Annotated in this window: 30 protein-coding genes; 23 read left to right on the top strand and 7 right to left on the bottom strand. The window is 37.1% G+C overall.

Annotation, left to right across the window (positions count from 1 at the left end; translation table 11 throughout):
• Positions 1-11 precede the first annotated feature (11 nt).
• Both CP943_RS01410 and CP943_RS01415 read left to right on the top strand, forming a co-directional pair.
• On the top strand, positions 12-260 hold the full coding sequence (locus CP943_RS01410) for a sporulation protein (protein WP_105980644.1): 249 nt from the start codon (positions 12-14) through the stop codon (positions 258-260).
• A gap of 16 nt (positions 261-276) precedes the next feature.
• Positions 277-468 (top strand): YbxH family protein, encoded by a 192-nt coding sequence (locus tag CP943_RS01415; RefSeq protein WP_003178500.1) that lies wholly within the window; start codon positions 277-279, stop codon positions 466-468.
• Positions 469-587: 119 nt separating this feature from the next.
• Here CP943_RS01415 and CP943_RS01420 read toward each other — a convergent pair whose 3' ends face one another.
• From CP943_RS01420 to CP943_RS01440, 5 genes are all read right to left on the bottom strand, one after another.
• A complete protein-coding gene (locus CP943_RS01420) occupies positions 588-854 on the bottom strand; it encodes a hypothetical protein (RefSeq protein ID WP_039073125.1) in 267 nt (88 codons plus the stop codon).
• Between the two features lie 58 nt (positions 855-912).
• Positions 913-2,790 carry a thioredoxin domain-containing protein gene (locus CP943_RS01425; protein ID WP_105980645.1) on the bottom strand — a complete coding sequence of 626 codons (1,878 nt, stop codon included), beginning with the start codon at positions 2,788-2,790 and terminating at the stop codon, positions 913-915.
• Between the two features lie 38 nt (positions 2,791-2,828).
• Complete coding sequence (locus CP943_RS01430; RefSeq protein WP_076792961.1) at positions 2,829-2,990, bottom strand: DUF255 domain-containing protein; 162 nt, start codon at positions 2,988-2,990, stop codon at positions 2,829-2,831.
• A gap of 84 nt (positions 2,991-3,074) precedes the next feature.
• Positions 3,075-3,596, bottom strand: coding sequence for an ImmA/IrrE family metallo-endopeptidase (locus CP943_RS01435; protein WP_105980646.1), 522 nt, complete (start codon positions 3,594-3,596; stop codon positions 3,075-3,077).
• A 37-nt stretch (positions 3,597-3,633) separates the two neighbouring features.
• The gene (locus CP943_RS01440) at positions 3,634-4,008 is read right to left on the bottom strand and encodes a helix-turn-helix domain-containing protein (RefSeq protein ID WP_076792964.1); all 375 of its coding nucleotides are present in this window, start codon (positions 4,006-4,008) and stop codon (positions 3,634-3,636) included.
• 286 nt (positions 4,009-4,294) lie between these two features.
• On the opposite strand from CP943_RS01440, the gene CP943_RS01445 reads away from it, so the two are divergent.
• The 19 genes from CP943_RS01445 (at position 4,295) to CP943_RS01530 (ending at position 18,515) form a co-directional block, all read left to right on the top strand.
• Positions 4,295-4,489, top strand: a complete 195-nt coding sequence (locus CP943_RS01445) for an ICEBs1 excisionase (protein WP_076792967.1) — start codon at positions 4,295-4,297, stop codon at positions 4,487-4,489.
• 30 nt (positions 4,490-4,519) lie between these two features.
• Positions 4,520-4,732 carry a hypothetical protein gene (locus CP943_RS01450; protein ID WP_234026570.1) on the top strand — a complete coding sequence of 71 codons (213 nt, stop codon included), beginning with the start codon at positions 4,520-4,522 and terminating at the stop codon, positions 4,730-4,732.
• Positions 4,733-4,789: 57 nt separating this feature from the next.
• Positions 4,790-5,077 (top strand): hypothetical protein, encoded by a 288-nt coding sequence (locus tag CP943_RS01455; protein ID WP_076792973.1) that lies wholly within the window; start codon positions 4,790-4,792, stop codon positions 5,075-5,077.
• Positions 5,078-5,431: 354 nt separating this feature from the next.
• A complete protein-coding gene (locus CP943_RS01460; RefSeq protein WP_105980647.1) occupies positions 5,432-5,818 on the top strand; it encodes a DUF961 family protein in 387 nt (128 codons plus the stop codon).
• A gap of 27 nt (positions 5,819-5,845) precedes the next feature.
• On the top strand, positions 5,846-7,288 hold the full coding sequence (locus CP943_RS01465; RefSeq protein WP_105980648.1) for a DNA translocase FtsK: 1,443 nt from the start codon (positions 5,846-5,848) through the stop codon (positions 7,286-7,288).
• On the top strand, positions 7,281-8,339 hold the full coding sequence (locus tag CP943_RS01470; protein WP_095646284.1) for a replication initiation factor domain-containing protein: 1,059 nt from the start codon (positions 7,281-7,283) through the stop codon (positions 8,337-8,339). Before CP943_RS01465 ends, CP943_RS01470 begins: the two co-directional genes overlap by 8 nt.
• Before the next feature lie 275 nt (positions 8,340-8,614).
• Complete coding sequence (locus tag CP943_RS01475) at positions 8,615-8,896, top strand: hypothetical protein (protein WP_158700700.1); 282 nt, start codon at positions 8,615-8,617, stop codon at positions 8,894-8,896.
• Positions 8,897-8,906: 10 nt separating this feature from the next.
• Complete coding sequence (locus CP943_RS01480) at positions 8,907-9,230, top strand: hypothetical protein (protein WP_105980650.1); 324 nt, start codon at positions 8,907-8,909, stop codon at positions 9,228-9,230.
• Complete coding sequence (locus tag CP943_RS22375; protein WP_164943111.1) at positions 9,227-9,382, top strand: hypothetical protein; 156 nt, start codon at positions 9,227-9,229, stop codon at positions 9,380-9,382. The genes CP943_RS01480 and CP943_RS22375 overlap by 4 nt, the downstream gene beginning before the upstream one ends.
• A 19-nt stretch (positions 9,383-9,401) precedes the next feature.
• A complete protein-coding gene (locus CP943_RS01485) occupies positions 9,402-10,466 on the top strand; it encodes a conjugal transfer protein (RefSeq protein WP_407640588.1) in 1,065 nt (354 codons plus the stop codon).
• A gap of 17 nt (positions 10,467-10,483) precedes the next feature.
• Positions 10,484-10,741, top strand: a complete 258-nt coding sequence (locus CP943_RS01490; RefSeq protein ID WP_105980652.1) for a hypothetical protein — start codon at positions 10,484-10,486, stop codon at positions 10,739-10,741.
• Positions 10,742-10,752: 11 nt separating this feature from the next.
• Complete coding sequence (locus CP943_RS01495; RefSeq protein ID WP_105980653.1) at positions 10,753-11,277, top strand: conjugal transfer protein; 525 nt, start codon at positions 10,753-10,755, stop codon at positions 11,275-11,277.
• Positions 11,165-13,660 (top strand): ATP-binding protein, encoded by a 2,496-nt coding sequence (locus tag CP943_RS01500; protein WP_158700701.1) that lies wholly within the window; start codon positions 11,165-11,167, stop codon positions 13,658-13,660. Before CP943_RS01495 ends, CP943_RS01500 begins: the two co-directional genes overlap by 113 nt.
• Before the next feature lie 20 nt (positions 13,661-13,680).
• Positions 13,681-13,965 carry a hypothetical protein gene (locus CP943_RS01505; protein ID WP_105980655.1) on the top strand — a complete coding sequence of 95 codons (285 nt, stop codon included), beginning with the start codon at positions 13,681-13,683 and terminating at the stop codon, positions 13,963-13,965.
• 20 nt (positions 13,966-13,985) lie between these two features.
• Positions 13,986-14,312 carry a YddF family protein gene (locus tag CP943_RS01510; protein WP_105980656.1) on the top strand — a complete coding sequence of 109 codons (327 nt, stop codon included), beginning with the start codon at positions 13,986-13,988 and terminating at the stop codon, positions 14,310-14,312.
• 10 nt (positions 14,313-14,322) lie between these two features.
• Entirely contained in the window at positions 14,323-16,551 is a 2,229-nt protein-coding gene (locus CP943_RS01515) for a CD3337/EF1877 family mobilome membrane protein (protein ID WP_105980657.1), read from the top strand.
• A 76-nt stretch (positions 16,552-16,627) separates the two neighbouring features.
• Positions 16,628-17,557, top strand: coding sequence for a bifunctional lytic transglycosylase/C40 family peptidase (locus CP943_RS01520; RefSeq protein WP_407640590.1), 930 nt, complete (start codon positions 16,628-16,630; stop codon positions 17,555-17,557).
• Between the two features lie 11 nt (positions 17,558-17,568).
• The gene (locus tag CP943_RS01525) at positions 17,569-18,075 is read left to right on the top strand and encodes a hypothetical protein (protein WP_105980659.1); all 507 of its coding nucleotides are present in this window, start codon (positions 17,569-17,571) and stop codon (positions 18,073-18,075) included.
• A 56-nt stretch (positions 18,076-18,131) separates the two neighbouring features.
• The gene (locus CP943_RS01530) at positions 18,132-18,515 is read left to right on the top strand and encodes a cystatin-like fold lipoprotein (RefSeq protein WP_105980660.1); all 384 of its coding nucleotides are present in this window, start codon (positions 18,132-18,134) and stop codon (positions 18,513-18,515) included.
• A 28-nt stretch (positions 18,516-18,543) separates the two neighbouring features.
• Here the strand turns inward: CP943_RS01530 and CP943_RS01535 are convergent, their stop codons facing one another.
• The gene (locus CP943_RS01535; RefSeq protein WP_105980661.1) at positions 18,544-19,092 is read right to left on the bottom strand and encodes a hypothetical protein; all 549 of its coding nucleotides are present in this window, start codon (positions 19,090-19,092) and stop codon (positions 18,544-18,546) included.
• Positions 19,093-19,203: 111 nt separating this feature from the next.
• On the opposite strand from CP943_RS01535, the gene CP943_RS01540 reads away from it, so the two are divergent.
• Positions 19,204-19,422, top strand: a complete 219-nt coding sequence (locus CP943_RS01540) for a hypothetical protein (RefSeq protein WP_105980662.1) — start codon at positions 19,204-19,206, stop codon at positions 19,420-19,422.
• A gap of 226 nt (positions 19,423-19,648) precedes the next feature.
• Here the strand turns inward: CP943_RS01540 and CP943_RS01550 are convergent, their stop codons facing one another.
• Positions 19,649-20,785 (bottom strand): response regulator aspartate phosphatase, encoded by a 1,137-nt coding sequence (locus CP943_RS01550; RefSeq protein ID WP_076793016.1) that lies wholly within the window; start codon positions 20,783-20,785, stop codon positions 19,649-19,651.
• A gap of 304 nt (positions 20,786-21,089) precedes the next feature.
• Here CP943_RS01550 and CP943_RS01555 point away from each other — a divergent pair, with 304 nt between their 5' ends.
• Positions 21,090-22,280: a response regulator aspartate phosphatase gene (locus tag CP943_RS01555; protein ID WP_105980664.1), complete on the top strand. Its 1,191-nt coding sequence runs from the start codon at positions 21,090-21,092 to the stop codon at positions 22,278-22,280.
• The last annotated feature ends 83 nt before the right edge of the window (positions 22,281-22,363 follow it).

Genomic DNA, 22,363 nt, shown 5'->3' on the forward strand with positions numbered 1-22,363 from the left:
GAGATTGAATCATGGACACAACATTGGGCTACCTCCGTGAGTCACTGTCGAATCACCTTGAACGCGGCATAGGACAAAACATTTACAGAAAAATCGTTTCCGGGCGATATGCCAATGAGGAAGAGTTTGTCGAGCACTTGGAGGAGCGGGAAATGGAATTTCTGAATCAAGTGCTTGAACATGAGATGAAATATGCGCTGAATGAACAGGACCATAAACGAACAAGAGAATTAAACGAAGTGTATGAACTGTTGTTTTGAAAGGCGGGCATGAACAATGGGTGCAATAGAGCGGAACGGATACACGTTTGAACCGGAATACAGCGTGACCAGACAAAACGGCGCCATCCATGTATACCGGCGCGGCCGGTTTGTCGAGGAGATTCCCTTTGAGTTTCACGGAGAGTTTCCAGAACATGATTTAATTGAAGAGCTTGTCAATCATTATTGCTATGAAAATAAAATATAAGGTTTGAAGAGGCTGCCGACGGGCGGCTTTTATTTTTGGATTTTTTGATATCTATCATCCGCTTGCAGTTTTTACACGGCAGCAGAAAAGCTGCCATAAATATGACAGCTCATGCATCGCTATTTTTTCTTTTCATCGTAGTATTGAACAGGGTACATGGATCCTTCCGATACCATTTTGTTATCTTCGATATCATGCGGAGACGGATGGCCTGCTTTTTCAACCGGGAATGAATCTACGTTGTGTTTTTCCGAAAAGTAAGGGATCTTTTCTTTGACGCTTTGCAAGTGCGATTTCAGTTTTTGTCTTCTTGTTTCGTCTTTGAGCATATATGCGGTGACTCCGGCGGCAACGGCGAGACCTGAGATCAGATTCTTTTGCTTCATGGTCATAACCCCTTTCTGATTAGGTGTTTGCAGATGTTATTCCCATGATGGCATCCGTTTAAACCAACTGATCGAGCGCTTCGTCTATATTCGTCGTCGGCTGTCTGCAGGCGAAGTTTTCACAAATATAGACAGTCGTTTTGTTATCGACTGCTTTGTATTCGGCCGCAAAGTCGGCAATCCCTTTGAAATCGTCAGGCGATTCTGCGGCGAGGACGGCGTAATTCGGCTGGAAAGCCTGCTGTAAAGTGCTTACGATCTTCTGTCTGTCCGGGTCATGGCGCTTTCCGAGCACAACGATTTCTTTTTGCGGCATGACATGGCTCAACAGGCCTTGGAGAAAGTTTGTATGGCCGCTCGGATAAGCGGAGACATCTCCATTGAATGCAGAAAACATTTTTGCCGCTTGATCATGGAGCGTTAAATCGCCAGTCAACCGACCAAGCCGAGACAGCTGCACGGCCAGGACGCCGTTTCCGGACGGGAGGGCGCCGTCGTATACTTCTTTATCCCGCACGATCAAAGCCTCGGCATCTGTTCCCGTAAAATAAAAACCCCCGTGCTCTTCATCCCAGAACAGCCCCGTCATGTCCTCTGCGAGCTTTTTGGCTTTTCGCAAATCGGTTAAATCAAGTGATGCTTCATACAATTCGATGTAGGCCCACAGCAGGAAGGCGTAGTCATCGATAAACCCTTTATGTTTCACCTCGCCGTCACGGTAGCGGACCATGACGCGTCCGTCTTGAATCAATTTATTCTCGATGAACGCGACTGCAGCTCGCGACATCTCCAAGTATTCGGGCGCATTGTAGACTTTCGCCGCTTTGGCAAGAGCCGCGATCATCAGAGCGTTCCAAGATGTCAGCACTTTGTCGTCGACATGGGGATACGTTCTTTCCTGCCGTTTTTCAAAAAGTTTTATTCTCGCTTCTTCAAGCTTGTTCTGAAGCTCTTCATCTGTCAGCGCGAATTCATCCTTGATGTTTTCCAGCCTGGTGTAGATCAAATTTGGGATATTGTGGCCTTCAAAATTCCCTTCTTGCGTGATGTTGTAAACAGCGCAATACAATTCGCCTAGTTCATCCCCGAGCGTTTCGAGGACTTCGTCTTTTGACCACACATAATATTTGCCTTCCACGCCTTCTGTGTCGGCATCAAGCGCTGAATAAAAAGCGCCTTTGTCATCGGTCATTTCGCGGCGGACAAATGTGATGATCTGCTCGGAAATCTGTTTATACCGTTCGTTTTTCGTGATTTGATAGGCTTCAGTATATGCGATCAGCAATAAAGCATTATCGTAAAGCATTTTTTCAAAGTGGGGAACGAGCCATTCGTCGTCTGTCGAATAGCGGGCGAACCCGTAGCCGACATGATCGTAAATGCCGCCGTTCGCCATGCTGTCCAACGTTTTCGTCACGCTGTACAGCGCGTTCTCCTCGCCGCTGTATTGATGATAGCGAAGCAGAAATGCCAGCATATGGGGGATCGGAAATTTCGGTGCGCTTCCGAAACCGCCGTACGCCGCATCGAAGCTGTTGATCAGCTGTTGATACGTCCGTCTCAACATGTCTTCGCCGAGCGAATCGCCGGCATCGCTTTTCGCTTTGATTCTCAGGTTGTTGGCGGCTTTTTCAGCAATATCCTCAACATGTTCCCGGTTGTTCGCAAAAGTATCGGAAAGCTGCTTCACCACTTCAACAAACCCCGGCCGGTTAAACCTGCTCGTCTTCGGAAAATATGTACCCGCATAAAACGGCTTCTGATCAGGCGTTAAAAACACGTTCAGCGGCCAGCCGCCCTGCCCCGTCATCATCTGGCAGATCGTCATATAAATTGAATCCACATCAGGCCGCTCTTCGCGGTCCACTTTAATAGAGACGAATTTTTCATTCAGGAGCTTCGCAACTTCTTCATCTTCGAAGCTTTCATGAGCCATGACATGGCACCAATGACATGTGCGTATAGCTACCCAAGCTAGCTATACCCAATAGATACAAGAACAGGCTTGTTCTCGCGTTTCGCTTTTTCAAATGCTTCTTCCCCCCAAGGGAGCCAATTCACAGGATTGTAAGCATGTTGAAGTAAGTAAGGAGACTTCTCGGCGATTAATCTATTGGGTTTATTGTTAGTGGGCATGGAATCACCTTCTTTCTTAGAATGGATTTTTTGGCACTCTATATAGCATACCAAAAAAATAGCCGAATAATTCCTTGGAATGTTTTAGGCGAACCTAGCTATTTTTCTTTGTTCTGTTAGTGATGTCGAATTTTGATGAAAAAGGGTTATTTGAGAGATTTTCTGTTCAATAACGAATAATGGGACTTTGAAAAAAGACGCTATTTGTTTATATGTCCAATTTTTTATTCTTGGCATTTCATCCATTAACATTTTGTCAGTGATTAGAATTTCGGAGGCGAAAATGTTTGCTTGGTGTTCAAGTTTAGCTCCTAAGACGAGGGAGCATTTTTCCATTTGGAATGTGTTTAAATTTTTATGGAGAAAATAGTGTCCTAATTCATGTGCAATAATGATATGGGGGAGTTTTGACTTTTTGTTCACATGGATAATGTATTCATTCTCTTCCTTGTAATATTGGAGAAATCCGTGAACACATCCCAAATTCTCTTTTAATATGATTATTTTTAGGTTTTCGCAGATTTCGAAAACGTCATTTGTTCCATTATCTTGGATAACCTTTTCGGCCTTGTGCTTAATGTTTTTTGAGGTATAGATAAGGATCACTCTTTCTATATGGTGTTATTTGATATATGGATATGAACTACTCTTTCTTTTTCATTGCATCCACATATTTTATGCCATTAATTAATGCTTGTTTGATTAATCGAGCAGTTTCTTCATCAATATCCTCATCATTTTTCATAAATAATAAAGTTTCTTCGTTTCTTAATTCCTCTAGTGCCTCATTTACAGTCTCATCTAATTTTGAAGGTGTATGTGGTTTACGGCCTAATAAATAATCAGTTGACACATCATAAACTTCGCTTAACTTTCTTAATGTTTCTGGATCAGGCGTTCTGTAATTTCTTTCATAATTAGAAATTGTTTTTTCAGTGGAGTTAACTTTTTCTGCTGCTTCTTTTTGATTCAATCCGGTTCTAATTCGAGCTTTTTTCAATCTTTCTCCTAGTGTCATTTTAATCATCCATTCCACAAAAAGTTGAGTTACTTATATAATATCAGCAATTGCTGGCTTTTTCTCATATATGAAAAGAAAAGAACGAAAAGTGTACAAATACTCATTGACTCTCCGAATTGGGTGGGTTAATATTGTTCTGAAATTTTCTATGGGTAGTTTATTTTTGCATTTTTTATAAAAAAATCTCCGAAATGTTCATTTTTTTGTTTACATCTCCGAATCGTGGAGTTATAATAAAGATAACCACAAAGGGTTGAGCATTTTTCAAAGAAAGGAGGATTATATGAAGGAGTTCTATACCGTGGGTGATGTACAAATTATTCTGGGTGTTTCACGAGCGAAAGCTTATAAGATTATCCGCGGCTTGAATGAAGAAATGGAGGAGGAAGGTTATAAGACTTTAAAAGGGCGTGTTAATAAATCCAAATTTGATGATCGGTACATGTATAAAGGTAAACAAAGAAATGGGGTGGTCTGAAAGGTGAATAGAAAGGATACTCATTTGTTTATGAAAAGTGCAGTTTCTTTAGCAAGGGAAATGGAAGGTAATTGGACAGTGAGAATGAAAATGGCTTTAAACACTGTAATTGTAAAACATTATTTTAACAAGCCTTTATCTCTTGAAAATGTAAATGCTCTTCTTAGAAAGGGGGTATCTTATCGAAGGATTTGTAAACATTACGGTGTTGGCAGAAAAGACATTGCTTCATTAAAGGGCTAATCATAGTGTGAATTTATACCACTATAACGGCTCGACAAAAATAAAGGTGGTGGTGATTTGACGTTAATCGAAGAGTTTAATTATCATTTGAAAAAATTTGAAGACCATAGAGAACCTGTTACTTTAGCTTTAGCACAAGTGATTCAAAGGGCTATGGATGAAAAGTTAGTCGAAGAATACCAAGAATTTTATGACTGGTTTATGCGGTGTTTCTACGATGAAGGAAAACCGAAGGAAGTTTTTAGGTTTCCGGTAATTGATGAGGGGCCAATCTTACATGGTGGAAAACCACGAGTGATCATTTTTAGAGATTCGCATATTTCAAGTGTTCCGGTAATTCATTAATGGAGTGTTGCTCTTTGAAAATTACATATAGACAAAGAAAGCGCCTTGACGATTAAATCATCAAGAACGCCATGAAGACCTAGACACCTTCATTATACGGCATTTTTGATGAAAAGTCATGCGTGAGTATTTGGTGATGTACAGTAATCACTTTAAATACTGTAGCAGGCTAGAACAAGCGTGCGAGATAGCTGTAAACAGCTTGATGGCTATAAATAGCCTACTAGGTTGCCATGAGGGGCTTATGAGCCAATAGCGACTGAGAAGCGCCATGATGGAATCAGAACCGGAGCGAATTCAAAAATTGATCTTATAAATGAAAAAAATAAAACTAAAAGAAATGGGGAAATGAAAATGAATTTAAACTTTATCGTACCGGATATCAATATGACTTTTGGAGAAATGAAATTTATGGGGCTAAATCGTGAGCGTTATGCTTATGTGAACGGAGAAAGAACAGATGAATTAGAATCAAGAATTTATAATCTGGCTTCCGCTGTACAAGGTGGTCAAGTCGAGGTAACAATCCCGGGGTATGTTGATTTAAAAGAGATTCCTGCATTTGCTGATGTTGAATTGAAAAATCCGAAGATTAGAGCTAGTGCTGCTGCATCAAGTAGTACAACGGGTAGAACATTTGCTAATCTGAATTGGTATGTTGAAGCTGAGGATATTGTTGTAAAAGGTGCTTCTGCTTCCAAACCTACGTCGGCAACCACTGCGTCAAATGACAAAAAGTAATGTTATTAAGTATAACGGGTGATCCGTATGAAGAATTTTCTTGAAAAAAGATTATGGAAGTATAGAGGGAAACGTATTCGGCCATTTATGAGGAATAACATTAAACTGGCAGGCGCATTAATATTTGTGCCTGCTTTTTTAATATCTATGTTTTTCTTTTGGAAAGATCATTTGATTCATTTGAACATTGTGGAAACTGTAGAACATTTCGAGTGGAATGTACCATTGATCGGCAAAAGTATTATGTGTTCTGTGCTTATTGCGTCTGCATGTATTGCTTTAGCTTATTTCTTGCTTTTTGATTTCTACAAAAAATTGCTCCACAGGCAGAAGATTGCAAAAATGATTTTTTCAAATAAGTTTTATGAAAAAGAAAATGTTCAAGTGAAGAAGTTTTTTTCGAACGGAACGACCACGAAGGAAAAGATCACATACTTTCCTAAAATTTATTATCGGGTGAAAGACAACTATATATTTATTCGTGTTGCAATGGATATGAGCCGTTTTCAAAATCGTTTTCTTGAATTGGGAAAAGATTTAGAGAACGGCTTATTTTGTGACTTGGTCGGTAAGGAAATGGAAGACGGATTTGTCTGTTTTAAACTGCTCTATGATGTTAAGAAGAACCGTATTTCAATTGATGAAGCGAAGGCTGAAAAAGGCGCTCTTCCATTAATGAAGCATATTGCATGGAATTTTGATAAATTGCCGCACATGCTTATAGCTGGGGGAACTGGTGGTGGAAAGACGTATTTTATGCTGACGGTAATTAAGGCTTGTGCCGGTTCAGGTGCAGAGGTAAGGGTATTTGACCCGAAACATGCAGATTTAGCTGATCTAGAAGAAGTGTTTCCGGGAAAAGTTTATTCGAAGAAGAACGGCATTCTCATGTGTTTAAGGAAGTCGGTTGATGGCATGATGGAGAGAATGGATGAAATGAAGAAAATGCCGAATTATAAAACGGGTGAAAACTATGCTTATTATGGGTTGAAGCCTGTTTTTATCTTCTTTGATGAGTATGTGGCTTTTATGGATTTGCTGGATATGAAAGAGCGAAATGACGCTCTATCTTACATGAAACAGTTAGTCATGCTTGGAAGGCAAGCGGGCTATTTTCTTGTTTTAGGGGCGCAACGTCCAGATGCGAAATATTTGGCTGATGGTATACGGGACCAGTTTAATTTCCGTGTGTCGTTAGGTTTAATGTCTGATACTGGTTACGGCATGATGTTTGGGGACAGTGATAAAGCATTCGTGAATAAAAAAGTGACAGGGCGAGGTTATGCAGACATGGGAACAGGAACAGTATTTGAATTTTACAGTCCGTTTGTGCCTAAAGGTTACGACTTTATGTCATCAATTAAGGAATCGCTGGTTGGAGTCGAGGGAGCGCAGGCGACGGCAGTCGCCAGCGGCAGCGAAAGCGACCAGACGGCCAGCGGTGAAGGAGTGAGCGAAGCGAATGACTGAACTAAAAAACCCCCCTCACGCTAACAGGGGGGTAGTAATCGTAAAAGAAAAAAATGAAGCCGTTGAAAATCCTTTAACATCAATGGTTGACTACATCCGAGTATCTTTTAAAACACATGATGTTGACCACATTATCGAGAATGTCCTTCACATCAGTAAAGATTTCATGGCAGAAAAATCATCCGGCTTTTACGGCTATGTCGGAACATACGAATTAGACTTTATCAAGGTTATGTATTCAGCACCAGGCGATAACAGAGGTGTTTTGATTGAATTGTCTGGTCAGGGATGTCGTCAGTTCGAATCATTCTTAAAATGCCGCAAGAAAACATGGTTCGACTTCTTCCAAGATTGTTTGCATAATGGTGGCTCGTTTACTCGTCTCGATTTAGCGATTGACGATAAGAAGACGTATTTTTCAATTCCTGAATTGTTGAAAAAAGCCCAGAAGGGCGAATGTATTTCTCGCTTTCGGAAGTCTGATTTCAATGGGTCATTCAGTTTGGCAGATGGAGAAACCGGAGGGACAACAATCTATTTTGGGTCGAAACAGTCGGACGCTTACCTCTGCTTTTATGAAAAGAATTATGAACAGGCTGAAAAATATGATATTCCATTAGAGGAATTAGGCGACTGGAATCGTTATGAATTGCGTTTAAAAAACGATCGGTCCCAATCTGCTGTAAAAGCCTTAATGAAAACGAAGGATTTAACGCTTATTGCTATGCAGATCATAAATAATTATGTAAGGTTCGTTGATGCTGACGAGAACGTCACAAGAGAGCATTGGAAAACGAGCCTTTTTTGGTCTGAATTTATAGGCGATGTCGGGAAGCTTCATCTTTTCATGAAGCCGCAAAAAGACCTGTATCAAAAATCAAGAAACTGGCTGAAAAATTCCTGTTCACCCACCATGAAAATGGTTCTAGAAGCTGATAAACACCTTGGTAGAAGTGACTTATCAGACATGATTTTAGAAGCTGAATTATCCGATAAACAACAAAAGATGCTGGAAGTATTTACGGCGGATATCTCTGATATGGTGGTTTGAAGCCTTTTAAAATAGGGTGTTACCACTCTTAAAAACAGGTGATGCGATTAAACGTATATGTCAACGGTACCGGAACGAAGTGAGGATAAGGAGTTGACATGTTCAGCGCCACCCAAACCCTCTTGGCATTGAACAAACATTTCGTTTGTTCCTGCCTACCGGCGAGGGAGCCCCCCGAAGAATCGGGGGGATGGGGGGAATGATTATTTGCAATCCAACGTGCATACGTTGGTGGGTTTGGGCAAAGCCCAAGAAATTTAAAAAGAGGTGTTTAAATGTTAAATGTAAATTTGTTGAATCGGGCATATTTAGAAAGTGAGTTGGAGAAGATCGGTTTATTGCAATTGGCTGAGGGATTCATTGAAAGACTGATGGAAACAGTCCCTTATTATGAGAAGGGTCAAAGGATTTTGCTTGAAATTGATACCTTCATTAAAGATGATCTTAAACGTTTTGTATCTGCTGTCTTTTTCATTCTTGAAAATGAAGATGAAGAAACAGAGGATGTTAATATTGAGTTTGAAATTTTGAGGGCGTATGATAGCCCTCCAAAATGAGGTGGGTTGGATGTCTGCGGTAGACGATCGCTTTAGAAAATTGGGGTTTATTGTGGGTATGCCATCTCTAGTCTTTGTTAGGAGTTTAAGCAGAGATTGTATGTTGGTTGTGGAAGGTGAGACCCGAAAAGGGTATTCCGAATACAGATATACATTTTATAAAACTCGTTATCTGCCTGACGGTCGTATGACAAGCGTAAAAGTTTATATGGAAAATGAAAGCATAAAAAGGGTGTTGCCGCGTGTAGCATCCTTTTTGTCATTCTTAGAAAATATTAAACAAATTGAAAAGACGCAGAAGAAAACCACGACTAGAAAGCGAGGTCTAAAATGAAAGAAACAGTAAAGGTGTGTAATGTTGGCGGCAAAAAAATGAAGATTATCGTTGCTGAAATGAATGAACCAAACTACGGAAAGATTGCAAGTTCAATAATGCGGCTCACTAAAAATATGAAACTTGAAAGCAATAAAAAAAGCACAGCTTAATAAAAGGATGGTGAAGAAATTGCCTGAAAAAGAAAGTTTGCCTGAAAAAAAAGAAGAGTCCTTTTTCAGTTCGGTAATTCAAAAAATTAAACGTGTTCAAAGACCGGAAAAGACAACTAAAAAAGTTCCAAGGGATAGATCGAAAATGGTTGCTATTTCGGTTTGGTCTTGTCTGCTGGTACTGTTGGCTTTTACTCTGTTGTCTGCTTTTCTTTCCGTAAATACTCGATCTGTTGTCAATGATATACGAGTGGATGCAACTAAGCCTTCCAGACAGGATAAACCAGAAGTTTCAGTCCCTGCGGCAGAAAACTTTTTGACGGGTTTTATTAACGAATATGTCAACGTGAAAAATGATCATGAATCTATCGAAAAACGAAAAGAAAATCTTGAAAAATATATGGTTAAACAAAAAGAAAGTAATTATGAAGAAAGTGAAAGATTTCAACTAGATGGAGTAAAGGGAGACAGGGTTTTAAATGACTATAGTTTATATAACGTGAAAGAAGGTGATAAATATAGCCTTTTCCAGTACAAGGTAACATATACGAATGTGTTCCCTGTAGAAAAAGAGGTTGAAAAGAAAGTGAAGGATGGAAAAAAGGAAAAGAAAGTGAAGGAAAAAGTCACCGAAAATGAAAAGGCTGAAAAACAATTATTGTTGAACATTCCCGTAATAAGTAATGGTGATTCGTTTGCTGTCTCTGCTGTTCCTTATTTTTCACAAATTTATGATTTGAGAGGTGACATAACATTAAAGAATAAAAATGAAACGAGGGATGAATACGCTGGAGATAAGAAGGAAGCAATTGAAAAATTCCTTCAAACCTTCTTTGCAAAATACGCTTCTGAAAAGAAAGAGGATATGGTTTATATGATGAAGGAGCCGGAAGCGTTGGGTGATACCCTGAAATTTGGTGGAATTAAGAATGTAAAAGTCTTCGAGACAAAAAATGGTTTCGAAGCTTTTTGTGTTGTCCAATTTAAAGAAAAAGAAAATGAAATACCAATAACCGAGAATTTTTCTTTGAGTTTAACTGAAAACAGCGGTCAATATTATGTCGATAAATTAAAACATCAATAGAAAGGAGATTAATTGAAATGGGATTTTTCAATTTCTATAACGATATTATTTTAGGTGGTGCGCTTCCAACTCTTGGAGGTATTCAAGGTTGGGTGAAAGATGTTGTTGCTCAGTTTGCTTTTATTGTCGCTGCGTTTCTTGCTTCTAAGCATTTAATGAAGCTGAGAGTCGGTGGAATTGTATTTGCTTGCTGTGTAGCAAGTGCTGTAGGTTGGGCTGTGAATCACTGGTCTACACTTTCAGGATGGGTCGGTAACTTTATTGATAAACTCTAGGAGGTCGAATGATGGGGCGTCTAGTGTTTAACTATCGTAAGGCAATGAGAGAGCCTAAGAAGATTCAGCAATTGACGGAAAATTATTCACTGCCTTTTGCGGTGGAATTAATACCAGCAATCAACTATTTCTTATTTGTTGCTCTCTGTTTTGGATTCTGGTACGGCGTGAGGAAGGTTTTTCCTCACGCTTTTGAAAATTCAACAATCTTTGTGATTTTTGGTATTCCAATTTTTTTAACCGTGCTTGTGACAAAAATTAAGCCGGAAGGAAAAAATATATATCTATATTTCTTTGATTTGTTGAAGTATTACTTTATGATCAAGCTTCCTCAAAAAAAGTATTGCAATGACCGAAAGGTTGATCTTTGTAATGAAAAAAATGTTGATTTCCGTAAACTTGTAAAGGTGGTGGGTAAACCGAATGAAAATGAAAACGCCTATGAAGGCAGTACACAAAAATTTGTTGTTGACGAGAACGGGAGACGTTTGGGCGTATTACCGCATAAAGAGCAATTCGATTCCTATGCAGAATAAAGAAAAGGTAAATGCTTATAAAAAGAAGTGGCAGCATTTATTTGAAGAAATTACTTCCTACGAGGATTTCCATATGATGATGTATCCAAGTGAATATGAACTGGATAAAAGATTTAAGGATTTGGAATCGGACATTGCGGATGATGCTCTTGACGTGGCACGCTATTACAATGAAGAAACGGTAAGGCTGCTAGAACAACGTTTAGGTAGACTGACGAAATATGATTTTATTTTTGGGGTAAAGCTAAAAAATAGCTTAGTAAACATCAGTATGGAAATAAAGGACAATATACTTTCGCTTTTTAATACAGCGACTGATACAGTCGTGAAAATGTTGGGGTGGGAACAAAATGTTTCCACTTCTTTTTTTAAACAGTATGAGGAAGTGGAAGATAACCTTGCTAATATCATGGCATCTGTTCTTGGGGAAAGGCTTTCTGAAAATGAAATGGTGTATATTAACCGTTATCATTTTGTGCGTGGTTTAAATCATCAAACAAAAGAAGAAAGTGTAGTGAGAAAAATTGATTCAATTACAAATACGATCATAGACCCAACAAACCCATCTGTTTTGAATCTTCATAGTGATCAAGACGAGGGTTTTGTGTCTTTTGTAGTCATTGACGAATTTCTCCATAATATGGCGGAAAGTGACTTGTTTTATGAAGCTCAATCACTCCCTTTTCCAGTAGAAGTACAGATGAAAGTACAAACTGAATCGAAGTCTATAACCAAGCCGGCTTTAAATATTAAAAAGCAACAACTAAAGGAAGAGCAGTTTGAACAGCAAAGTACAGGGGATAGAAGTGATGTTTCAACTGTTACAAGTGCAACCCTTGTTAGACACTTACAAGATGAAATTAAGAAAGAAGAAGTTCATTTAATGAATTGGTTGGCCGTTATTGTTGTTCATGGCAAGACTAAAAAAGAATGCGTTAGGAAAGCTACAATTGTAAGACGGCATTTAAAGGGTGCTGGAATTACATGCAGGCTTCCGGTTGCTGACCAAATCAATTTGTTTTATAAGATGCTGCCCGGCGAAAAAATAGATATTACCGATAAGAATTGGATTCAAAAAACAACCCAGGATGGGATAGCTGAATGTCTGTTTGCGATTAATTCTAATATAGGTTCTAAAATTGGTTTCTTTCTTGGGTGGGTTGACCGATTTATAGAACATACTGATTTAGAAAGCGCAATTAATTCAAGTCGGGATTTCATCTTATTTCATCCGTTTATGGCAAACCAACAAATAAAGGGGTCAAAGACACGATCTCCTCACATATTGATCACAGGAGACACAGGGAATGGAAAATCTTATCTAGCAAAATTACTCTTTATCTATATTTCATTTCTTCGTGTCAAGGCACTTTATATTGATCCAAAAAAAGAAATGCGAAAATGGGTTCGGCGAGTCTTGAACGACCAATATATCCGAGGGAATTTTCCTCTGTTTGTGGAGCATTTAGAAAAATATAACTATATCACATTAGATCATGAGAAAGAAAAGAATTGGGGTGCTCTTGATCCGATTTCATTCTTGCCACCAATGAAGGCAAAGGAACTAGTGCAAGTTATCTTTGAACAGGTGTATAACTTTAAAGGGAAAGATGATGTCAATACAGCCTTTCTGCGGGCAACCTCTGAAGTCATTGAACGAAAGCAACGGGGGGAACAAGTTGGTTCTCTCAATATCATTAGAGAAATGCAAAATCATGAGGAATTGGTTGTAAAAAAAGCCGGAGATTATTTAAACGAAGTCGTCGAGGATTCCATTTTGAAATTGTGTATTCATGATGGTTCAAACCCTGCATTATCTTTAAGTAAACGATTAACCATTTTAGAAGTTGAAAATTTAGATTTACCAGGCCATTCAGAGCAATACGAGAATTATACAATTTCACAATTGAAATCAAGTGCGGTTATGTTTGCGCTAGGGAAATTTTGTGAGTTGTTTGGAATGAACAGGGATGAGCAAACAACAGCATTTATGGATGAAGCGTGGATATTTGAGACATCTAAGCAAGGGAAAAAAGTGAATAGACAAATGCGCCGCATAGGTCGATCATATAACAATTCATTGTGCTTCATTTCCCAGTCAACTAAAGATGCTTTGAGTGAAGAAGATTCGGGTAACTTTGGTGTTGCTTTTGCATTTGATGAACCAAATGAACGTGAAGAAGTTTTAAAGTGGATGAATATGGAGGTCACGAAAGAAAATAAAAAAATGCTGGAATCTATGTTCCAAGGTCAATGCTTATTTAAGGATTATTATGGGCGTACGTCAAAAATTTCAATTGAATGTTTATTTGAGGAATGGGAAGGTGCATTAAAAACTGTTGAAAAGAAAGCAGTAGCTTTTGCAGAAGAAAATTACTTGTAATCGGATGGAGGGATTTAAATATGTTCTTATTATGGGCAATTGTAGGGATTGTCCTTTTTCTTATTATTAAAAAAAGATTGCAAGAATTTATTGATTGTCGAAAGATGTCAATGTCTGATGTGCTCGAGTGCTTATACGTATCAACTGTCGGATTTGGTATACTCTTTTGTTTCATCTGTTGGATTGTAGCAGTTTTTTTTCCTGATTATATCCTTGGGGCAATAGGAGCTTATTTACTTGCGTACGGGGGATTTCTATGTTCTGCCTTCTATGGTTTAAGAGGATATGAAGAAAAGAAAAAATAATTAATAGAGGGGATGAAAATATGGAAATTGCTTTTTTGAATTCAATGATAATGACATGGCCGGGCATTTATAAAGCAGAGAAAATTTCCTTGGAAGACGTTCATGAATGTTTGGCATCATGCAATGGTTCTTATAAAAGCTTTATTGGTCACAGGTCTACAGCGCTATTTTTACAAGAGCTGCTAGGAATCAAGATTGAACAAAATCGAAAGTGTTTTAGGCAAAGGAGATATCAAAAGGCTATCTGTTTCAGTTTGAAAGAGCGATATCCAGAAAATAAAGTGTTGAAAAAAGCTGACTTGAAAAATGCAAAATATGAATTTTATTTAATCACAAGGTTAGATTAAGGAGGACGGCATGAAAAGAAAAAGGATTTTGATAGTGTCGACTGTTGTCCTGCTGTTTTTAACATTTGCCACGGCATTGTCCGTTTTCTCTGCTGACGGTGATGTAACGACGCAGCCCAAAATTGAAAAAGCTGGCGGGGTTGAGTTGGAAATAAAACGGTTTCCGATTTCCCGTTATCAAGCGAATAATGAAGATTCTGATGACTGGTTAAAAGGTCCGTTCATAGGATTCACGAACGTGTTATTTTCTACTGCTGGAAATGTTGTGCGCGTGGTTGATATGGGAATGGACATTTTAAATAATTTACAGCCTATTGATGAATTTGCAAACTCAATCACAAATGTTTCAAAAAGGGTTTATACAACCTTGAAAGATAACTTTGGAGAAGCGCTTTTTATATTCGCCGTAGGTTATATATTTTATCTGTTTGCAGTAAGAGGAAGCGCTAAAGAAGCCATGAGAAGAAGTATCCTTTTTCTTGTGATCTTGATCATTGGCGGTTGGTATATGTCTAACGCTGGCTATGTCATGAAGGCGTTGAACGCTTTGTCTGTCGAAGCCCAAGGGAAGTTATTGAATGCTGGTAATGGACTACTAGGAATTGCAAAAGATGAAGGAAGATTTGTAGAAGCTTCAAACATTGAAAAGGGAAAGGAAATGGAAGGTACAATTGCGGTTATGCGTAATTTGTATTTTGATCTTGCTTTAAAAAAGCCCTACATGATTGTCAATTTTGGTGAAGCGAACGAAAAGAAGATTAATGAAAAAGGCAGCGATGATAAGGGAGGGTTGAATCGTGTAGATAAACTACTATCTTATAAATTGTCATCTGATGGAGAAAAGGCAAGGCTTGAATATATAAAAAGTACAGAAATAGATAAATATAATAATGAAGCTCTTACATCTGGCAATGCGTATAATCAGTTTGGTGAATCAATAATTGGGCTATTTGCTTCAATTGCATTAGGAATTCCTTTTTTGGGATTGTCTTTTCTAAACTTTTTGCTTCAAATCATTGCGCTTGTGATTGTGTTTTTTGTTCCATTTGCCTTTGTTGTTTCTTATATTCCCCAATTCGCATATTCTGGATTTGTTTCATTGGGGCGTTTAGGAAGCGTTTATATATTAAAGGCAATGTTAGGAATAGTGTTTTTGTTTGTGTATGTAATTTGTTTCATCGTAGATACTTTATTGCCTCCTAACAATTTTGGAATGTATCTTCTGAATGTCATAGTGCTTTTCTTGACACTTTTCCTGGGATTTAAGCACAGAAATAAAATTGTGAAGTTTGTAACCGCAGGAAAGGTGGTTTCCGTAGATAATAATATGATGGAGAACATGAGAAGAAATGTTGTTCAACCTTCATGGCAATCAGCTAAAGATGTTTGGAATAAAACCTTTGGCCGTAATGACCATAATAAAACCCCTGAAGATTTAAAACATTCATCAGACCCTAGTGTGTCTAATAATGCTACAGCTTTAGGAACAGAGAGTTTATCAGTTGAAAGAACTCCACAAAAAGATCAAAATATTAGCCGTCTTGATAATAAGAAGGCTTTAGATAGAAAACCCCAACATTCAATGAAGAGTGAACAGCATAATAATCTCTTAAAGAAACAGGACAATGAAAGAGGAATAGTGCCTGGGCAAAATAATGGTTCTGATAATGATGGACTTCGAAAAGAAGAGGAACAATTTAAGCGTGCTCCAGTAATAAGGAATACTGAAATTGAAGCTGAGCGAACAGATCAAAAAGACTTTGTGAAAAGAAATCGGTTTAATGATTCTCAAAATCAATATAACTCTACTGTTGATATTCAGCAGGAACAAAAAAGTGATAACCCTAGAAAAGCACCGATAGTGCAGGAAAACATAAGAGAAACTGAAAGAACAAAACAGAGTCAATTTGCTGAAATACAAGAGGAAAAGGGTATTAATCAACCAACAAATGTTGAAAACATTCGTACGTTGAATAAAGAAAATGTTAATAGTAATGACGTGAAAATTGTCCGTTCGAACGCACCTTCTTCTAGTGTTCAAACAGGCAATTTTTTTAGTGGGGAAAAACAAAATAATCCTTCCAGTGAGACGCACGTAAATAGGGAAGCAGCTGTAAAAAAAGTTGCTCCAAAGGATTCAGGCTTTAAAAGAAGTGATCAAACAGTTGCCTTAAACGATATTGCTAGCCGAACTTCTTCTAAAGCAGAGAATAGGTTAAGAAGCGATAAAAGATCATGATTAAAAAGGGGAGGTTGTCTTGAAAAAGATTTTTATAGGGTTCTTGTTTTCCTCACCTATTCTATTATTCCTAATCATGTTTATTGTCATTGCCGCAATTATAGCAGGCAATAAAAATAATACTAATAATGATAGTATAGGTGGGAATGATAGTGAATATGTTTCTAATGGGATTAGTCCAGAAGTTGAACGCTTTAGGGCAGTGTTTGAAAAATACGCCCGTAAAGAAGGGATTTTTGATCAGGTAGATGTTATTATGGCGCTCACCATGCAAGAAAGTGGTGGGCGCTATTTAGATATTATGCAAAGTTCTGAGAGTATTGGGCTACCGCCAAACACAATAACCGACCCTGAAGAATCAATAAGGGTTGGTATTAAACATTTTAAAAAGGTTTATATAAAAGCTGGAAAAGACATTAAACTTACTTTACAAGCTTATAATTTTGGTTCGGGGTTCATTGATTATGTTAAAAAAAATGGTGGCAAATATACAAAAAAACTCGCCTTAGAATTTAGCCGTATACAGGCACTTAAAATGGGATGGAGAAGTTATGGTGATCCTGAATATGTAGATCATGTTATGCGCTATCTGAAAGGATCGGGAGATGTTAAACCTGTAGACGGTTCTATAGATGGTTATGAGGCGATTATGAAGGAAGCGTTGAAATATGAAGGGCGGCCTTATGTTTGGGGCGGCTCGAATCCTAAAACTGGTTTTGATTGTTCTGGCTTGGTTCAGTGGTCATATTCTAAAGCTGGAATATCTCTGCCACGAACAGCACAAGAGCAATATTCAGCAACGAAAAGAATTAGTGAAAAACAGGCAAAACCCGGCGATCTTGTCTTCTTTGGCGGTACTTATGCAGGCAAAGCCATTACGCATGTAGGAATCTATGTGGGGGATGGGAAAATGTTTAATTCAAATGACAGCGGGGTTGAATATTCAGACTTGAAAGCTGGTTACTGGCGAAAGCACCTAGTTTCTTTTGGGAGAATAAAATTTTAAGGAGTGAAAAAATGAAAACACATGTGTTGTGGGCTTCGGTTTGTGTTTTGGTGCTTATAATAACTTCTTTCTTTGTTCATAGACAACAGGATTTGAAGCTTAAAAATTTGACTGAGAAAAATCAAATTTTAGAAGAGAATATTAAAAAAATGAATCAGAAAGAGATAGACGGCAGCGCTTCTAAAAATAAGGCATTTTTTGAAGCGTTTTTTAATTATTCTGATGCAGATAAGCGCTTTGATGATGTGAAGAAACTGACAACTAAAAAGGGATTGGATTATGCTTTTCCTTCCCGTACAAATGAAAATCATACAGTCAGTGTACAAAGTGAATTGCTTTCTTTAGAAAGTTATTCAAAGAATATTGATGAATCGAGTGAATTGTTTTTAAATGTTGTAGAGTTGGCTACTACAGCAAATTCTGTTACGACAAATCAAACGTTGATTGTTCAGACGACAATGAAAAAAGTAAATAATGAATGGTTGGTTGATGATGTTCAAATTAAAGGGAATGGATGAAATGTGGAAAAACAAGAAAAAATTATATATAATTGATAAAGGAGGGGGAAGCTATTTTGAGACACGTTTTTATTTTCCTTAGTCTAATCATGATGTTTGCATTAACTGCTTGCAGTGGAAATAAGTATGATGAAGCAATTGATAAAGTGATAAGTCAAGAAAAGAAATCCTTAAAGGAAATGAATGCTGATAATGAGGGCTTTACTAGGGATAATGCTGTAATTCGGGTTTTTGACGGAGGAAAGTATATACAGTTTGCTTTCTATATGAAAAACCATAGTCGTGAATTATCAACATTTAAATATTATGAAAAAAACGGAGAATCTTATCAAAAACTAGATCATATGCCAGGTGACGGGAAGGGCGATCGCTTAGGGTTAGATAAGAAAACGCCAGATTATGAAGAAGTGAAAGGAAAAGAAACGAAATTAGAGAATTAGTAAAAGCAGGCATATGCCTGCTTTTATGTTATTTCATGCCGCCGTAATCATTGGTAATGTAAACTTGAGTTTGCAGTTTCTTTTTGCGCTTTTTGTCTTTATACCAAGTTACATTGTGTTTTATTTGAAAGACATAGCCTGACATTCTCGTATATTTTTTATCTGTGTAGTAAATCCAACTATTTTTATTAGCGATAATCCAGTTTCCTACAATTCCAGCAAGTGATAGATGTGGGATTTTCAAATAGACTCCTAATGCGGCCGAAGCAGAGGAAATAGAAGTCCAAACAATTTTATTAGAATACTTGTTTGTTCGCCAATATTTCCAACTACTTGCTACATCAACATCTTGAACATTCGCAGTTTCATTGACTCTGAGAATACTTTCGCCAGGTAAAACAATTGGATTTCCGTCGTCATCATAATTAATGGTTTTAACAAGAACAACCTCAGGTTCTCTATTAACTTCTTTAGCTGGTTGCTCGCTCGCGCTTGCTGTTTTAGCACTAGCAAAAGGCGAAGCGATTCCAATTAATAGAGATGCGGACAATAATGGAACCAACAGTTTCTTTTTCATTACCAAATATTCCTCCCCTTGCATTTTTTTGAGTTCTAATTTATGGTATCATACAAAAAAGGACAAATAAATAATTTTCAATCTAAAAATTTACAAAGGTGGTAATATTTTGTGAATGAATTTGCGCATAGGGCGATTCAAGTTATAGGGGTTATTGGTTTCGTTTTAGCTGCTGCACAAATTTCGATTGGCTGGTTCATAGGATTTTTTTGTACTGGTCTTTTCTTCATGATGTGGAAAAAAGAAGGAAAACTAAATACATTCAATTTGATCGTGGGAGTCTTAGCCTTCTTGTATTCATTTTATTGCTTATTTACTCAGGTTTTATAGTCGAAAAAAAATTAAAAGCAGGCATACGCCTGCTTTTTTAAGTTAATGTGCTTTCATCTATGTTCACTGATGATGTAATCATTCTGCCTGCAATCTGATGTGATTCGGACGAATGAGCAAAATTGCTTGAGATCGTTACAAAAGCAGCTAGACATAATACAGTAATCATTCCTAATGAAAATTTCTTCATCATTAAACAACTCCCTTTTTCATCAATTTTCATTACTTAATTGCTTTTCGGTAAAAAATGGCCGATTCCTCCCTTTTTATTGATATTCATTGCCTTAATTGCTTTTCGATAAAGTTCGACCGACTCTTCTAATTTTCCAATCTTATTATAATGTTCAGCCGCATCTATGGCCATTTCTTCAATATCAGGATACAATCCCTTACTTTCAAGATATTTAAATTCTTCCTCTGTAGAACCATGATCAATGTAAATTTTTTTCAAGATGTTAAGCTGTATTTCATGGGGTTTGTCATTTATAACACGAGAAGACTTTATACCTTGTTCATAGAGGTTTAATGCTTCGACGAAATCTTCTTGTTTCAAACAAACGTACATTAATTGGAATAAAGCTTTTGCTTCATATGCTGACTTTTCTTCTTTAAAAATAGCTAGAGACTTTTGTATATGTTCATATGATTCTGAAAATTTATTCAAATAAAAATAACAGTTCCCTAAATTGAAGTGAGCAGATGCCAATAAGTGAATGTTGTTAGTTGTTTTTGTTTTATTTAAAGCTGCCTTTAGAGTTTCCAAGGCTTCTTTATATTTCATTGTGTCAACTTGATTTCCTGCTATTACAAAGTAACAATAAATTTCTTTTTCTGTTAGAGTTTCATGGGCTTTAAAAGTGTCAAGAGCCATCGTTGCATAATTCATGGAGATGTAGTTTTGTTTTAAATGATAGTAAATTTCAGATAATTTATAATAAAATTCAGCCTTTTCTTCCTCGCAGTTAACAAAGGCTAATTTCTTTTCGGCGATTTTATAGCAGGTTATTGCTGTGTTAAAGTTCTGTTGTTTAAATTCATACATCCCTTTAAAGAACCAATAATAATAATTAATCAATTCATCGATTTGAGAGTTTTGCAGGTCTTCCTTCTTTGCTTCGATTTTAGATAATGATTCCGATATGTCTGCTGCTTTGTTTGGTTTCAAGTCTTTCAACATAAGATTATGGCGGAATTCAAGCAAAGAATAATATAACAAAACGTTTTGGTCTTCTTCCATTTGTTCAAGTTCATGTGTTATTTCGGATTTAATAAACTCCGCATCTGTCACTTGATTTTTGCGTATTGTGGAATACCATTCATTAAGCTTAACGGCAACATTCTCTGACGGAATTTTCTGTTTCATAATTTTGCCCCTTCCATGTCCTCACTCTCTGTATCCATATATTGTATATGATAGCATATTTCCTTAAATCTGAAAGTTTTAAACCAAACTTTTTCGGTATCCCGCAAATAAATAAAGAGTAGAGAAAAGAAAAAAGGGGACTGTTTCCTCTTTTGAAATTCCAACAAAAAACTAATGTTAATACTTTTATACCTTATGTAATGAAATCCCTATTACTTTATGCCCTTTCGTGGGTTTGAGTCATCTGTCATAATACATTTTATCTAAAGGCGTGCAACTTTTCCGGAATGAGGTGAATTTTTTCTTGAGAGGAAGTGTGTCCTATGAGAATCAAACTTCATATAGCGTGATTACTAAGAAACTTAATGAATGGTATATAGCAATAAAAAATAACTTTGATGAAAAAGCTGAGAGATTAAAAAAAGAGGTTGAATATTTAATAGGGAGCATTAATGGCAATTTGGAGTTTATTTATTACCACCAGCTTTTAGATTTTAGGCATGAATTGATGGTGAGTCATATTCAAGCAAAAAATGAAGATGATTTAAGAAATGCCTATGAATCATTAAAAGAGCATGAGGGACATTTAAATGGTATGTTGGACTACTATTATTTTTTCTTCATGGGTATGTATGATTTTAGGAAAAAAGAGTTAGTTGCGGCTATAAGCTCGTATAGGAGAGCTGAAAAATCCCTTGAATTTGTAGATGATGAAATTGAACATGCTGAATTTTATTACAAAATGGCAGAAGTTTATTACTATATGAAACAAACTTATTATTCTATTGATTATATTGAGCGAGCCATTTTGATTTACAATAAATATGAAACACATTTAGATAAGACAATTTATTGCAACTTTGTTATTGCTGGTAATTTAATTGATTTGTTGGATCATGAAAAAGCCATGTTGAAGTTTGAGGAATCACTGAATATTGCGCGAGATATTAAAAGAAGCGATCTTATAGCTGTTTCGCATTTAAACATAGGTATTTGTTGTAATGCTGAGGGCTTGTACGAGAGAGCAGAAGAAAATTTATTAATTGCTCTAAGGTTTTTTGAGAAGGAGTATCACCCTTATCTTCTCAAAACGATATTTAATCTTTCACATGTGATGTGTAAAGCAGGCGATTTTAAGGCTGGGGACTCGTATTATGAAAAAGGGTTTAACCTCGCTCTGAAGACTGATAATTCGGAATATATAGCTAAATTTAATTTATTGAGAGGTCTATATTTGAGTGAAGAGTGTTATGATTTAATAGATGAGGCTTTTGATTTTTTTGAATCACATGAAATGTTTGGAGATATTGATGAATTTGCTTTTGAAGTCGGTGAGGTGTTGTTGAAGAGAGGAGACATTGCTCGATCTTCGAAATATTATAAAAGAGTTGTCGCAGCTAGAAAAGAAATTCAAAAAGGAGAGTTGATCAGTGAAGCACAAATTGATAATCTTCTTGTCAGCCATCCTAATAGGGTGGGGTATTTTAGTGTATGATGGTTTCGTTTCTGGTAAATATTCAAATGACAGTTTACAACTAGCCGATAGGGTGGCTACCTGAACAAAAAAAGTAAGCCAAA

It is taken from the genome of Bacillus paralicheniformis, from assembly GCF_002993925.1.
GTDB classification, from domain to species: Bacteria; Bacillota; Bacilli; order Bacillales; family Bacillaceae; genus Bacillus; species Bacillus paralicheniformis.

Bases quoted from the DNA above. Each gene is read 5' to 3' on its own strand.
- CP943_RS01410 (WP_105980644.1), top strand. From the start codon at position 12: ATGGACACAACATTGGGCTACCTCCGTGAGTCACTGTCGAATCACCTT.
- CP943_RS01415 (WP_003178500.1), top strand. From the start codon at position 277: ATGGGTGCAATAGAGCGGAACGGATACACGTTTGAACCGGAATACAGC.
- CP943_RS01420 (WP_039073125.1), bottom strand. From the start codon at position 854: ATGAAGCAAAAGAATCTGATCTCAGGTCTCGCCGTTGCCGCCGGAGTC.
- CP943_RS01425 (WP_105980645.1), bottom strand. From the start codon at position 2,790: ATGGCTCATGAAAGCTTCGAAGATGAAGAAGTTGCGAAGCTCCTGAAT.
- CP943_RS01430 (WP_076792961.1), bottom strand. From the start codon at position 2,990: ATGCCCACTAACAATAAACCCAATAGATTAATCGCCGAGAAGTCTCCT.
- CP943_RS01440 (WP_076792964.1), bottom strand. From the start codon at position 4,008: ATGACACTAGGAGAAAGATTGAAAAAAGCTCGAATTAGAACCGGATTG.
- CP943_RS01445 (WP_076792967.1), top strand. From the start codon at position 4,295: ATGAAGGAGTTCTATACCGTGGGTGATGTACAAATTATTCTGGGTGTT.
- CP943_RS01450 (WP_234026570.1), top strand. From the start codon at position 4,520: ATGAAAAGTGCAGTTTCTTTAGCAAGGGAAATGGAAGGTAATTGGACA.
- CP943_RS01460 (WP_105980647.1), top strand. From the start codon at position 5,432: ATGAATTTAAACTTTATCGTACCGGATATCAATATGACTTTTGGAGAA.
- CP943_RS01465 (WP_105980648.1), top strand. From the start codon at position 5,846: ATGAAGAATTTTCTTGAAAAAAGATTATGGAAGTATAGAGGGAAACGT.
- CP943_RS01470 (WP_095646284.1), top strand. From the start codon at position 7,281: ATGACTGAACTAAAAAACCCCCCTCACGCTAACAGGGGGGTAGTAATC.
- CP943_RS01475 (WP_158700700.1), top strand. From the start codon at position 8,615: ATGTTAAATGTAAATTTGTTGAATCGGGCATATTTAGAAAGTGAGTTG.
- CP943_RS01480 (WP_105980650.1), top strand. From the start codon at position 8,907: ATGTCTGCGGTAGACGATCGCTTTAGAAAATTGGGGTTTATTGTGGGT.
- CP943_RS22375 (WP_164943111.1), top strand. From the start codon at position 9,227: ATGAAAGAAACAGTAAAGGTGTGTAATGTTGGCGGCAAAAAAATGAAG.
- CP943_RS01490 (WP_105980652.1), top strand. From the start codon at position 10,484: ATGGGATTTTTCAATTTCTATAACGATATTATTTTAGGTGGTGCGCTT.
- CP943_RS01495 (WP_105980653.1), top strand. From the start codon at position 10,753: ATGGGGCGTCTAGTGTTTAACTATCGTAAGGCAATGAGAGAGCCTAAG.
- CP943_RS01500 (WP_158700701.1), top strand. From the start codon at position 11,165: ATGAAAATGAAAACGCCTATGAAGGCAGTACACAAAAATTTGTTGTTG.
- CP943_RS01505 (WP_105980655.1), top strand. From the start codon at position 13,681: ATGTTCTTATTATGGGCAATTGTAGGGATTGTCCTTTTTCTTATTATT.
- CP943_RS01510 (WP_105980656.1), top strand. From the start codon at position 13,986: ATGGAAATTGCTTTTTTGAATTCAATGATAATGACATGGCCGGGCATT.
- CP943_RS01515 (WP_105980657.1), top strand. From the start codon at position 14,323: ATGAAAAGAAAAAGGATTTTGATAGTGTCGACTGTTGTCCTGCTGTTT.
- CP943_RS01520 (WP_407640590.1), top strand. From the start codon at position 16,628: ATGTTTATTGTCATTGCCGCAATTATAGCAGGCAATAAAAATAATACT.
- CP943_RS01525 (WP_105980659.1), top strand. From the start codon at position 17,569: ATGAAAACACATGTGTTGTGGGCTTCGGTTTGTGTTTTGGTGCTTATA.
- CP943_RS01535 (WP_105980661.1), bottom strand. From the start codon at position 19,092: ATGAAAAAGAAACTGTTGGTTCCATTATTGTCCGCATCTCTATTAATT.
- CP943_RS01550 (WP_076793016.1), bottom strand. From the start codon at position 20,785: ATGAAACAGAAAATTCCGTCAGAGAATGTTGCCGTTAAGCTTAATGAA.